This is a genomic window from Citrobacter amalonaticus Y19 (assembly GCF_000981805.1).
GTDB lineage: Bacteria > Pseudomonadota > Gammaproteobacteria > Enterobacterales > Enterobacteriaceae > Citrobacter_A > Citrobacter_A amalonaticus_C.
Genome location: NZ_CP011132.1, coordinates 958,762 through 971,853, shown reverse-complemented (window position 1 = coordinate 971,853; position 13,092 = coordinate 958,762). Strand labels below are relative to the sequence as shown.

The 13,092-nt window shown below is 51.9% G+C and carries 10 protein-coding genes; 5 read left to right on the top strand and 5 right to left on the bottom strand.

The genetic code is table 11. The features are described 5' to 3' along the window. Positions 1-98 precede the first annotated feature (98 nt). The 3 genes from aroA to F384_RS04350 all read right to left on the bottom strand — a co-directional run bounded on the left by aroA (position 99) and on the right by F384_RS04350 (position 3,439). Positions 99-1,382 carry a 3-phosphoshikimate 1-carboxyvinyltransferase gene (aroA, locus tag F384_RS04360; RefSeq protein ID WP_046478680.1) on the bottom strand — a complete coding sequence of 428 codons (1,284 nt, stop codon included), beginning with the start codon at positions 1,380-1,382 and terminating at the stop codon, positions 99-101. A 72-nt stretch (positions 1,383-1,454) separates the two neighbouring features. Beyond that, positions 1,455-2,543: a 3-phosphoserine/phosphohydroxythreonine transaminase gene (gene serC, locus F384_RS04355; RefSeq protein ID WP_046478678.1), complete on the bottom strand. Its 1,089-nt coding sequence runs from the start codon at positions 2,541-2,543 to the stop codon at positions 1,455-1,457. Between the two features lie 203 nt (positions 2,544-2,746). Then, a complete protein-coding gene (locus F384_RS04350; protein ID WP_046478677.1) occupies positions 2,747-3,439 on the bottom strand; it encodes a DUF421 domain-containing protein in 693 nt (230 codons plus the stop codon). A 135-nt stretch (positions 3,440-3,574) separates the two neighbouring features. Between F384_RS04350 and ycaO the strand changes: the two genes are divergently transcribed. The 4 genes from ycaO to pflA all read left to right on the top strand — a co-directional run bounded on the left by ycaO (position 3,575) and on the right by pflA (position 10,006). Next, a complete protein-coding gene (ycaO, locus tag F384_RS04345; protein ID WP_052746996.1) occupies positions 3,575-5,335 on the top strand; it encodes a 30S ribosomal protein S12 methylthiotransferase accessory factor YcaO in 1,761 nt (586 codons plus the stop codon). A 405-nt stretch (positions 5,336-5,740) separates the two neighbouring features. Continuing rightward, positions 5,741-6,598, top strand: a complete 858-nt coding sequence (gene focA, locus F384_RS04340; protein ID WP_046478675.1) for a formate transporter FocA — start codon at positions 5,741-5,743, stop codon at positions 6,596-6,598. Between the two features lie 180 nt (positions 6,599-6,778). After that, positions 6,779-9,061: a formate C-acetyltransferase gene (gene pflB / locus F384_RS04335; RefSeq protein ID WP_046478673.1), complete on the top strand. Its 2,283-nt coding sequence runs from the start codon at positions 6,779-6,781 to the stop codon at positions 9,059-9,061. 204 nt (positions 9,062-9,265) lie between these two features. After that, positions 9,266-10,006, top strand: a complete 741-nt coding sequence (pflA, locus tag F384_RS04330) for a pyruvate formate lyase 1-activating protein (RefSeq protein WP_042320222.1) — start codon at positions 9,266-9,268, stop codon at positions 10,004-10,006. 102 nt (positions 10,007-10,108) lie between these two features. On the opposite strand, the gene F384_RS04325 is transcribed toward pflA, so the two are convergent. After that, entirely contained in the window at positions 10,109-11,257 is a 1,149-nt protein-coding gene (locus tag F384_RS04325; RefSeq protein WP_046478672.1) for an MFS transporter, read from the bottom strand. Positions 11,258-11,570: 313 nt separating this feature from the next. Here F384_RS04325 and ycaC point away from each other — a divergent pair, with 313 nt between their 5' ends. After that, complete coding sequence (gene ycaC / locus F384_RS04320; protein ID WP_012133028.1) at positions 11,571-12,197, top strand: isochorismate family cysteine hydrolase YcaC; 627 nt, start codon at positions 11,571-11,573, stop codon at positions 12,195-12,197. Between the two features lie 31 nt (positions 12,198-12,228). Here the strand turns inward: ycaC and F384_RS04315 are convergent, their stop codons facing one another. Next, positions 12,229-13,092 carry a dimethyl sulfoxide reductase anchor subunit family protein gene (locus F384_RS04315; protein WP_046478669.1) on the bottom strand — a complete coding sequence of 288 codons (864 nt, stop codon included), beginning with the start codon at positions 13,090-13,092 and terminating at the stop codon, positions 12,229-12,231.

Here is a 13,092-nt window from a genome sequence, read left to right as displayed (position 1 = left end):
TTACGAGATCACAGAAAGACTAGCATTACCACTGGCGGCCAAAAAGTCCGGAAAAAAACGCCGACTCAAGGTCGGCGTTCATCGCTCATCATTCATGATTACGCAAGCGTACTGAGCCGCGCCAGTTGTCCGAAGTAGTCAGGGAAGGTTTTGGCCGTACATTTCGGGTCAAGGATCGTGACCGGTGTGTCAGATAGCGCCACCAGCGAGAAACACATCGCCATACGATGATCGTTATAGGTGCCAATTTCGGCAAACTTCAGCTGCGCCGGCGGCGTGATGCGAATAAAATCCTGCCCCTCTTCCACTTCCGCACCAACCTTGCGCAGTTCGGTCGCCATCGCAAACAGACGGTCAGTCTCTTTGACACGCCAGTTATAGATGTTGCGAAGCGTCGTCGTGCCTTTGGCAAACAGCGCCGCGGTGGCAATGGTCATCGCCGCATCCGGAATGTGGTTCATGTCCATGTCGATAGCGTTGAGCTCTCCGCGAGTACAGGCGATAAAGTCGTCACCCCACGTCACCGTCGCGCCCATTTTCTCCAGCACATCGGCAAAGCGGATATCGCCCTGCATGCTGTTGCGGCCAATCCCGGTTACTTTCACCGTTCCGCCTTTAATCGCGCCTGCCGCAAGGAAATAGGAGGCCGATGAAGCATCACCTTCAACCAGATAGTGGCCCGGAGACTGATACTGCTGACCGCCTTTGACCACAAAGCGCTGATAGCTCTGGTTCTCTATCTCAACGCCAAAGGTTTTCATCAGGTTCAACGTGATATCAATATACGGTTTCGACACCAGCTCACCTTTAATGCCAATCACCGTATCCTGCGGCGCCAGAGGCGCGGTCATCAGCAGCGCGGTGAGGAACTGGCTGGAGACGCTACCGTCAACCTCGACCTGTCCACCGCTAAACCCGCCACGCAGTCGAAGCGGCGGATAATTTTCCTGTTCCAGATATTCGATGTTCGCCCCGCCCTGACGCAGTGCATCCACCAGATGACCAATCGGACGCTCTTTCATGCGCGGTTCGCCGGTCAGTACAATGTCGTTTGCGCCAAGGCACAGCGCGGCGGCCAGCGGTCGCATCGCCGTTCCGGCATTGCCCAGAAACAGTTCTAACGCGCCATCGGCATGCAGAGGGCCGGCGTTACCAGTAATTTCGCAGCGGGTACGATCGGCAGAAAGGGTGTAATTAATCCCCAACGCACTCAGGGCATTGAGCATATGGCGAACATCATCGCTGTCTAACAGGTTGGTCAGTACGGTGGTGCCATGTGCTAACGCCGCCAGTAACAACGCGCGGTTAGATACACTCTTCGAGCCTGGCAGATTAATCGTGCCATCGACCCGTGCGATGGGTTGTAACGTCAGGGATTCCATGAAACTCAACTCTCAAAAGACAGAAATAAAAACCCCACAGACAAGGCTGTGGGGATGAAAAGAGACAACAGATTAGCCGCGGCGACGCTCGAAATCAGTCATGAAATCGGCAAGCGCTTTTACCCCTTCCAGCGGCATCGCGTTATAGATAGACGCGCGCATACCGCCGACGACGCGATGGCCTTTCAGTGCATGCAGACCTGCGGCAAACGATTCTTCCAGGAAGATTTTATCCAGCGCGCTGTCAGCCAACTGGAACGGCACGTTCATACGTGAACGGTTCGCTTTCGCCACATCGTTACGATAGAAGTCGCTGTTATCAATCACGCCATACAACAGTTCGGCTTTTTGCTGATTGATTTTATCCATCGCGGCCACGCCGCCATTGGCTTTCAGCCATTTGAACACCAGGCCAGAAAGGTACCAGGCGAAGGTCGGCGGCGTATTGAACATGGAGTCATTGTCGTTCAGGACCGCGTAATCGAGGATCGACGGGCAGGCCACATTCGCTTTACCCAGTAAATCTTCGCGTACGATGACGAGCGTCAGACCCGCCGGACCAATGTTTTTCTGCGCGCCCGCGTAGATAATGCCGTAGCGGGAAACATCCAGCGGCCCGGAAAGAATGGTTGAGGAGAAATCGGCGGTCACCACCACATCAGAACCAAAATTGGGCGTTTCGTTAATCGCGATGCCGTCGATGGTTTCATTAGGGCAATAATGCAGATAAGCCGCGTCAGCAGAAAGCTGCCACTCGCTCATCGGCTTCACGCCGCGCAGGCCATCGACAGAGACTTTGGCATCAATCACATTCGGCGTGCAGTATTTTTTCGCTTCTTTGACGGCGCTGGCAGCCCAGTAACCGGCATCAACGTAGTCAGCCGTAGTTTTGTCGCCCAGAATGTTCAGCGGAATAGCGGAAAACTGACCGCGACCGCCGCCGTGACAAAACAGCACTTTGTAGTTAGAGGGGATATTCAACAGATCGCGAAAATCCTGCTCCGCTTCTTGCGCGACCTGGATAAATTCTTTTCCGCGGTGACTCACTTCCATGACGGACGTACCAAGACCGTTCCAGTCACAAAGATCCTGTTGAGCCAGTTTGAGCACGTCTGCCGGTAACATTGCCGGACCTGAACTAAAATTGAAGACCTGAGCCATTTCCCCTCACCACGTTGTGTTGTTATTAACCCAACCTCTTTTCGTACATGAACAGACATCGGGTATAAGTTATTCCTGTGGATATCGGTTTTATCATTCAGTGACACGCGCCGCAATGGCTAAAACCGAGCAGCGTAAAAATGAGTGGTCGCTCACACAACAGAATCTTCGGGATTGACGATGAAAGACCGATATTTTTGCTGTCAGACGACCCGTTTTGCCCGGCTGGCCTTCGACCATTCTGGATTTTTGCACCGTGGACAAAATTGGCTATCCCCGGCACTCATGCTGACAACTTCACTGCAACGTACGCAGGCGTAATCCCCTGCGTCCGGCATAACCCTGAAACGCTGTGTACAATATTCAGGCAGAATGCTGAGCCCTGGCTTCACCTTTTCGTCGGCAAAGAAATAGACGCTGATTTGCCCGTTCGTTTCGAGGATCGCCAGTCTGACCTGCCCCAGTTGCTCAACACCGTTCAGTCGCAGTTCCATAAAGAACTCAAATTCGGTCATGTTGGCGTTGCCCAGCCTCGACCAGGCTAACTCGCCGTCTTCGATGATAACGACGGGTTTGCCTTCCAGCAGATCCTCCAGCGTTTCGCTACGCGCCATCAGCCACATCACCAGCCGGTACAGCACCGCCAGCGTAATAAAGACCACCAGCACCGGCAGCAGGGGCACATCGTCATAAAAAGCCACATCTCCTGCCGCCGACCCCAGCGTCAGAATGATCAGCACTTCGAATAACGACATCTGTCTTACGCCGCGCCTGCCCGTCAGCTTGAGAAACAGGAACACCAGAATAAAGGTGTAGAGACTGCGCAGCGCGACTTCCCAGAGGAACTCCAGTGGCACTTTATCGAGCGCCATTCGTTGTAAATCAAATGCTTTCATTTTTATGCCCTTAACGCGGGTACTGGATAAAAGCATAGCCAAAACTTTTATTTGCGCCGCGTCCGTGGCAGCGATAGCGCCTGTCGCATAAAACCCGTATCATTGCGCGCTTTCCGTACGACAAAAGTGATTTTCATGACGCAAACATTTATCCCCGGCAAAGACGCCGCTCTGGAAGACTCCATCGCTCGCTTCCAGCAGAAACTCCTCGACCTCGGTTTTCATATTGAAGAGGCCTCGTGGCTGAATCCGGTGCCGAACGTCTGGTCTGTACACATTCGCGATAAAGAGTGTGCGCTGTGCTTTACCAACGGCAAAGGGGCGACAAAAAAAGCCGCGCTGGCGTCGGCGTTGGGCGAATATTTTGAGCGTCTGTCGACCAACTATTTCTTTGCTGATTTCTGGCTGGGTGAAACCATCGCCAATGGTCCGTTCGTGCATTATCCGAACGAGAAATGGTTCCCGCTGACCGAAAATGACGACGTGCCGGAAGGTCTGCTGGATGCGCGCCTGCGTGCTTTCTACGATCCCGAGAACGAACTGACAGGCAGCATGTTGATCGACCTGCAGTCTGGCAACGAAGAGCGTGGCATCTGCGGACTGCCGTTCACCCGCCAGTCTGATAACCAGACCGTCTATATTCCGATGAACATTATCGGCAACCTGTACGTCTCGAACGGGATGTCTGCCGGTAACACCCGTAATGAAGCGCGCGTGCAAGGGCTTTCTGAAGTCTTTGAACGTTACGTGAAGAATCGCATTATTGCCGAAAGTATCAGCCTGCCGGAAATCCCGGCCGACGTACTGGCACGCTACCCGGCGGTGGTGGAATCTATTGCGACGCTGGAAGCTGAAGGTTTCCCGATCTTTGCCTACGACGGTTCTCTGGGTGGTCAGTATCCGGTTATCTGCGTCGTCCTGTTCAATCCGGCTAACGGCACCTGCTTTGCCTCCTTCGGCGCGCACCCTGACTTTGGCGTTGCGCTGGAACGTACGGTGACGGAGCTGTTGCAGGGCCGCGGCCTGAAAGATCTCGATGTCTTCACGCCGCCGACCTTCGACGATGAAGAAGTGGCTGAGCATACCAACCTGGAAACGCACTTCATTGATTCCAGCGGTCTGATCTCCTGGGATCTGTTCAAACAAGATGCCGACTACCCGTTCGTTGACTGGAGCTTCTCCGGTACGACCGAAGAAGAGTTCACTACCCTGATGGCTATCTTCAGTGCGGAAGATAAAGAAGTGTACATCGCCGATTACGAGCATCTTGGCGTCTACGCCTGCCGGATCATCGTGCCGGGGATGTCTGATATTTATCCTGCTGAAGATTTGTGGCTCGCCAATAACAGCATGGGTAGCCATCTGCGTGAAACCCTCCTCGCATTGCCGGACAGCGCCTGGGATAAAGAAGACTACCTCAATCTGATTGATCAGTTAGACGAAGAAGGGTTTGATGATTTCACCCGCGTTCGTGAACTGTTAGGTCTGGCAACCGGTCAGGATAACGGCTGGTACACTCTGCGCATTGGCGAGCTGAAAGCGATGCTGGCGCTGGCAGGCGGCGATCTGGAACAGGCTCTGATCTGGACCGAATGGACGATGGAATTTAATGCGTCAATCTTTAGCGCTGAACGGGCGAATTATTACCGTTGCCTGCAAACGCTGCTGCTTCTGTCGCAGGAAGAAGAGCGTGAACCACTGCAATATCTGAACGCGTTTATCCGCATGTATGGCGCAAATGCCGTGGAAGCCGCCAGCGCAGCATTGAGCGGCGAAGCGGCCTTTTATGGTCTGCAGCCGGTTGACAGCGATCTGCATGCTTTCGCGTCACACCAGTCGTTGCTGAAGGCCTATGAGAAGTTGCAGCGTGCAAAATCTTCGTTTTGGTCAAAATAAAGGCAATTAACCTACACTGAGTAGGTTTAAATAATCGTCTGAGCTATATTACGGGGCGCACTTTGCGCCCCGTTTTACTTATTTTTGGCTGCCCAAAAATAAATGTAATAACAAGGTTAAATATTGGTAGTTGATATTAAACAACTTAACGGTTAGTTGTTACTTTGCCTGTCAATTACTCCATATTAATTAACTGGCCAACAGACCCAGGAAGGAAAATTTTCAACTCATTTGCTAAATTTTAAAATTTATTTTTATCATATTAATCAATTAATTACTCCGTAATTGCATAAAAACCATGCGTATTACGGGCCTATAAGCCAGGCGAGATATGATCTATATCAATTTCTCATCTATAATGCTTTGTTAGTATCTCGTCGCCGACTTAATAAAGAGAGAGTTAGTGTGAAAGCTGACAACCCTTTTGATCTTTTACTCCCTGCAGCAATGGCCAAAGTGGCCGAAGAAGCAGGCGTCTATAAAGCAACGAAACATCCGCTTAAGACTTTCTTCCTGGCAATTACTGCCGGTGTGTTCATCTCCATCGCCTTTGTTTTCTATATCACTGCAACGACCGGTACAGGTACGATGCCTTTTGGTATGGCGAAACTGATTGGCGGTATCTGCTTCTCTCTGGGGTTGATTCTTTGCGTCATCTGCGGTGCAGACCTCTTTACATCAACCGTGTTGATTGTCGTCGCCAAAGCCAGTGGTCGTATCACCTGGGGTCAATTGGCGAAAAACTGGCTCAACGTCTATTTTGGTAACCTGATTGGTTGCTTGCTCTTTGTGCTGTTGATGTGGCTTTCTGGCGAATATATGGTCGCCAACGGCCAGTGGGGATTTAACGTCCTGCAAACCGCCGACCACAAAATGCACCATACTTTTATTGAAGCCGTCAGTCTCGGTATCCTCGCAAACCTGATGGTATGCCTGGCCGTCTGGATGAGCTACTCAGGCCGTAGCCTGATGGATAAAGCGTTTATCATGGTTTTACCCGTTGCGATGTTTGTTGCCAGCGGTTTTGAGCACAGTATCGCAAACATGTTTATGATCCCGATGGGTATTGTAATCCGTGATCTCGCAACGCCGGAGTTCTGGAGCGCAGTTGGCTCAGCCCCGGAAAATTTTTCTCACCTGACCGCGATGAACTTCATCACTGATAACCTGATTCCGGTTACGATCGGCAACATTATCGGCGGGGGTTTGTTGGTTGGGTTGACATACTGGGTCATTTATCTGCGTGACAACGATCATCATTAATTGATGTCGCGATACACGAAATCATTCAAGTTGCATTGAGGCGGCAAGTGAATGAGTTCCCAGGAGCGTACACACAGTACGTGACTGGGGCGAATGAGCGTAGCCAACAAAGAGGCAGCTTGAAGGATGAAGTGTATATACGCAGTAAATAAAAAATCCACTTAAGAAGGTAGGTGTTACATGTCCGAGCTTAATGAAAAGTTAGCCACAGCCTGGGAAGGTTTTACCAAAGGTGACTGGCAGAATGAAGTAAACGTCCGTGACTTCATTCAGAAAAACTACACTCCGTACGAGGGTGACGAGTCCTTCCTGGCGGGCGCAACTGATGCGACCACTGCACTGTGGGACAGCGTAATGGAAGGCGTTAAACAGGAAAACCGCACTCACGCGCCTGTTGACTTTGACACCTCTGTTGCTTCCACCATCACTTCTCACGACGCTGGCTACATCAATAAATCGCTTGAGAAAATCGTTGGTCTGCAAACTGAAGCTCCGCTGAAACGTGCGATCATCCCGTTCGGTGGTATCAAAATGGTTGAAGGTTCCTGCAAAGCGTACAATCGCGAGCTGGATCCGATGCTGAAAAAAATCTTCACTGAATATCGTAAAACCCACAACCAGGGTGTTTTCGATGTTTACACCAAAGACATTCTGAACTGCCGTAAATCCGGTGTTCTGACTGGTCTGCCGGATGCATATGGCCGTGGCCGTATCATCGGTGACTACCGTCGCATTGCGCTGTACGGTATCGACTTCCTGATGAAAGACAAATACGCTCAGTTCCTTTCCCTGCAGTCCGATCTGGAAAACGGCGTAAACCTGGAAGCGACTATCCGTCTGCGTGAAGAAATTGCTGAACAGCACCGTGCACTGGGCCAGATCAAAGAGATGGCGGCTAAATATGGCTGTGATATCTCCGCTCCGGCAACCAATGCTCAGGAAGCTATCCAGTGGACTTACTTCGGCTACCTGGCTGCGGTTAAGTCTCAGAACGGCGCGGCAATGTCCTTCGGTCGTGTATCCACTTTCCTGGATGCATACATCGAACGTGACCTGAAAGCAGGTAAAATCACAGAACAAGACGCTCAGGAAATGATTGACCACCTGGTCATGAAACTGCGTATGGTTCGTTTCCTGCGTACACCTGAATATGATGAACTGTTCTCCGGTGACCCGATTTGGGCAACAGAATCTATCGGTGGTATGGGTGTTGATGGCCGTACTCTGGTCACCAAAAACAGCTTCCGCTTCCTGAACACCCTGTACACCATGGGGCCGTCTCCGGAGCCGAACATCACTGTTCTGTGGTCTGAAAAACTGCCTCTGAACTTCAAGAAATTCGCCGCTAAAGTGTCCATCGATACCTCTTCTCTGCAGTATGAGAACGATGACCTGATGCGTCCGGACTTCAACAACGACGACTATGCTATCGCTTGCTGCGTAAGCCCGATGATCGTTGGTAAACAAATGCAGTTCTTCGGTGCGCGTGCAAACCTGGCGAAAACCATGCTGTACGCTATCAACGGCGGCGTTGATGAAAAACTGAAAATGCAGGTGGGTCCGAAATCTGAACCGATCAAAGGCGACGTTCTGAAGTTCGACGAAGTGATGGAACGCATGGATCACTTCATGGACTGGCTGGCTAAGCAGTATGTCACCGCGCTGAACGTTATCCACTATATGCACGACAAGTACAGCTACGAAGCCTCTCTGATGGCGCTGCACGACCGTGACGTTATCCGCACCATGGCGTGTGGTATCGCAGGTCTGTCCGTTGCGGCTGACTCCCTGTCTGCTATCAAATATGCGAAAGTTAAACCGATTCGTGACGAAGACGGTCTGGCTATCGACTTCGAAATCGAAGGCGAATACCCGCAGTTTGGTAACAACGACGCGCGCGTTGATGACATGGCGGTTGACCTGGTTGAACGTTTCATGAAGAAAATTCAGAAACTGAAAACCTACCGTGATGCTATCCCGACTCAGTCTGTTCTGACCATCACTTCTAACGTTGTGTATGGTAAGAAAACCGGTAACACCCCAGATGGTCGTCGTGCTGGCGCGCCGTTCGGACCAGGTGCTAACCCGATGCACGGTCGTGACCAGAAAGGTGCGGTTGCCTCTCTGACCTCCGTCGCTAAACTGCCGTTTGCTTACGCGAAAGATGGTATCTCTTATACCTTCTCTATCGTTCCGAACGCACTGGGTAAAGACGACGAAGTTCGTAAGACTAACCTGGCCGGTCTGATGGATGGTTACTTCCACCATGAAGCGTCCATCGAAGGTGGTCAGCACCTGAACGTGAACGTGATGAACCGTGAAATGCTGCTGGACGCGATGGAACATCCGGAAAAATATCCGCAGTTGACCATCCGTGTATCTGGTTACGCAGTACGTTTTAACTCCCTGACGAAAGAACAGCAGCAGGACGTTATTACTCGTACCTTCACTCAGACCATGTAATGTGTTTTGACTGAAATCACGCGTTAAAAGGCGTACAATAAAGGCTCCACGGAAGTGGGGCCTTTTTAACAGGTCGTTTCCCTACCGCAGCCTGTTTTGTCAGCTATCTATACTCTATGGATAACCGCCAAAACAGACTCGACACAGCCAATGAGCTGTGCACCAACACGGCCCCGGATGGGCCACATCTGGAGAAACACCGCAATGTCAGTTATTGGTCGCATTCACTCCTTTGAATCCTGTGGTACCGTTGACGGCCCGGGCATCCGCTTTATTACTTTCTTCCAGGGCTGCCTGATGCGCTGCCTGTATTGCCATAATCGCGATACGTGGGACACGCACGGCGGTAAAGAAGTCACCGTTGACGAACTGATGAAAGAGGTCGTGACCTATCGCCACTTTATGAACGCATCCGGCGGCGGCGTAACGGCATCGGGCGGTGAAGCCATCCTGCAAGCGGAATTTGTTCGTGACTGGTTTCGTGCTTGTAAGAAAGAAGGTATCCATACCTGTCTGGATACCAACGGTTTTGTCCGCCGCTACGACCCGGTGATTGATGAACTGCTGGAGGTCACCGATCTGGTGATGCTCGATCTTAAGCAGATGAATGATGAGATCCACCAGAACCTTGTCGGCGTTTCCAACCATCGTACGCTGGAGTTCGCCCGCTATCTGGCCAACAAAGATATCAACGTGTGGATCCGTTATGTCGTGGTACCTGGCTGGTCTGACGATGATGACTCAGCGCACCGACTCGGTGAATTTACCCGCGATATGGGCAACGTTGAGAAAATCGAGCTCCTGCCCTATCACGAGCTGGGTAAACACAAATGGGTGGCGATGGGTGAAGAGTACAAACTGGATGGTGTGCACCCACCGAAGAAAGAGACGATGGAACGCGTCAAAGGCATTCTCGAGCAGTACGGTCATAAAGTGATGTACTAATTGAGTCGAGTAAAAAGGCTGCCTTTCAGGTAGCCTTTTTAGTATCAGTCAGGGAAAACAGAAGAAAGGATGCATACAACATTGCAGACTGTTTACGCAGAATTAAACGTGGGCAACCGGATTCGGGGTGTGCCCGGCATTGCGCAGCAGCATCAGTAAATAAATAAACGACACGCTGGCAATCATAATAAACAGAAGATTATCGGAATAATTCTGCATCAACATGGCGGTGAAGGAAGGGCCTAACAGGCTGCCGACAGTGTAGCTCAGCAATAACGCCTGGTTCATCGCCACCAGTTGATGATGTTCCACTTTCTCACAAGCCCATGCCATCGCAACCGGATAGAGCGTGAAGCCCGCGGCCCCCAAAATAAAGAGAGCAGGTGCCATTGCCGCCTGGGTCAACATCGCCATGCTCCCCAGAATCACCACGAACACCTGTACGCGCAGCACCAGTAGTCGACCAAACTTATCCGCCAGTCGCCCGATTGGCCACTGACCAAGGATCCCCGCGCTGACCAGTACCGCCATCCAGAAACCGATACTGGCGTTACTCATCCCCTGATGATTGAGATACAGCGGCATCAGGCCGTACAACGAGCCGAGGACAATCCCGGAAATGATGCAGCCATTAACGCCCAGCCGTGCCTGGCGCAGTTTCAGCATCGCGGTGATCGGCGTGGCGTTGTGTTCTTCAGACTGCTGGTTAAAGATACGGGTAAAGAGCAGCGGTAAAATCCCTGCCAGAATCAGTCCTGTCGCCCACGGCAGCACGTTCATCAACTCCGTAGAGACTTTGCTGACCAGCAACTGCCCGAGGAACGTCCCCACATAGTAGACCATCATGTAGGCTGCCAGCAGGCGCCCACGGTTGCGTGATGTCCCGCTGCACATCAGTGCACTCTCGACGACAACCCAAATCATGGCGCAGCCAACACCCGCGACAAAACGCCATGCCAGCCAACTCCAGAAACCCACCATCACGCCGAGCCCCACACAGCCAGCAGCAAAGATCAGCGAAGCAAGGTAATAGCTACGGTTAAACCCGAGGCGTTTGATTAACACTCCGGTCAACAGCGTCCCAACCAGGTTCCCGGTAAAGTAGGATGAACTGACCATACCCACCTGCCACGTCGGCAGGTTTTCCTGGGCGAGCCAAAGCGGGACGAGCGTGTTCAGCACCGCGATCGCCAGGGTCAACAGAAGTAGACCAGCCAGCAAAAGCAAGACGGGTCGGGTATAGGTGGACATGAGTATAAACCGTGAGGAAGTTCAAATTTCACGCGCATCATGCCACCAACAAAAACATTGTCAATCGGCATAAACCGTGGCGTGGCGGCCCTTTTCACTCTTCGATTGAATTTATTGATTAAGATTATGAATTATTGATGACCAGCACGCTTCAGGTTGCTGTTTTTATTGATTTAACGCAAGAGAACTCCGTTTCGCTTAGTCGAAAAATCTCATAGTTCCGGCAGCATTTTTTTTCCGTTCTATGCTTTGAGTGAACCTTATGCACCTGAATGAATCTGGGCGCATAGTTGACCCAAGCAAGGAGAAGAGAATGACCAAGCCTTATGTTCGTCTCGATAAAAACGACGCTGCGGTTCTTCTGGTAGATCACCAGGCCGGACTACTCTCACTGGTCAGGGATATTGACCCTGATAAATTTAAGAATAACGTGCTCGCACTGGGCGATTTAGCCAAATACTTCAATCTGCCAACCATCCTCACCACCAGTTTCGAAACCGGACCAAACGGCCCGCTGGTCCCTGAATTAAAAGCCCAGTTCCCTGATGCCCCGTACATTGCGCGGCCAGGGAATATCAACGCCTGGGACAATGAAGACTTCGTAAAAGCGGTCAAAGCCACGGGGAAAAAACAGCTGATTATTGCTGGTGTAGTGACGGAAGTTTGTGTGGCCTTCCCGGCGCTGTCGGCGATTGAAGAAGGTTTTGATGTCTTTGTCGTGACCGATGCTTCCGGGACGTTTAATGAAATTACCCGTCATTCGGCATGGGACAGGATGTCGCAGGCTGGCGCTCAGCTCATGACGTGGTTTGGCGTGGCGTGTGAATTGCACCGCGACTGGCGCAATGACATTGAGGGGCTGGCGACACTGTTCTCCAACCATATTCCGGATTACCGCAACCTGATGACCAGTTACGATACGTTGACTAAGCAGAAATAAAAGAACCGGGGCAAAAGCCCCGGTTCTTCACTTAGCTGGCAACCGCCATACCGACGGTCATATGCAGACCATAGAATACGCCGCGACCAATCAGTTCTCCCACCAGCAGCAGAATAAAGGCCACTGACAGCAGCGGAACCGCAGGCTGATAACCTTTCAACTGTGGGACAATCCAGCAGCACAATGCCACCGCCAGTACCCCAATACGCCAGGCCATCAGCGAACCGTAGTCCGGTACCAGCGCGGAAGCCTGCTGAACGGAGCTGTGAATAGTCGCCAGTTCCGCTCCCTGCATCACCGACATGATGGCACTGACCACCAGCGCCAGCAGTGAAACCGCAGGCAGCAGACGCATCGCCCAGCCGTCAACACCCGCGACGCGCAGCAGCAGATAGCCCAACAGCGGACCGCCCATCAGCAGCGTCAGGAAGAAGCCCAGCGGCGTCCAGACGCTGTACCAGGTCGGTACGGTATCGATGCTGTTATAGACGCGCACCATCATCCAGACGAACAGCACGCCCAGTACCATCGTGAGCAGCAGCCACAAGTTACGCAGAGCCGGAGTGAGCTTTTTCAGCACGGCCAGCAGCCAGCCAATCCCGCCAACCGCAAAGAAAATCGAACCGCTGGCAATTTCATTACTCAGTGCCGACGATCCTACGCGGTTAAGCGAGTTAAAGGCCCGCACTGGCGAGCCGAGGTGCAGCATGGAAGCGATAAAACCTATTCCCATCAGCACCCACAGCGCGAACATGCAGGTAATCACGTGCTGTTGCGTTTCTGCACGCAGATCGTCTTTCATCAGCGCCAGCGCCAGAACAATGAAGCCGCCAACCACACATTGTCCGAAGACCGTGAAGATCATCAGCGGCCACTCATGCCATCCACTTCCCAT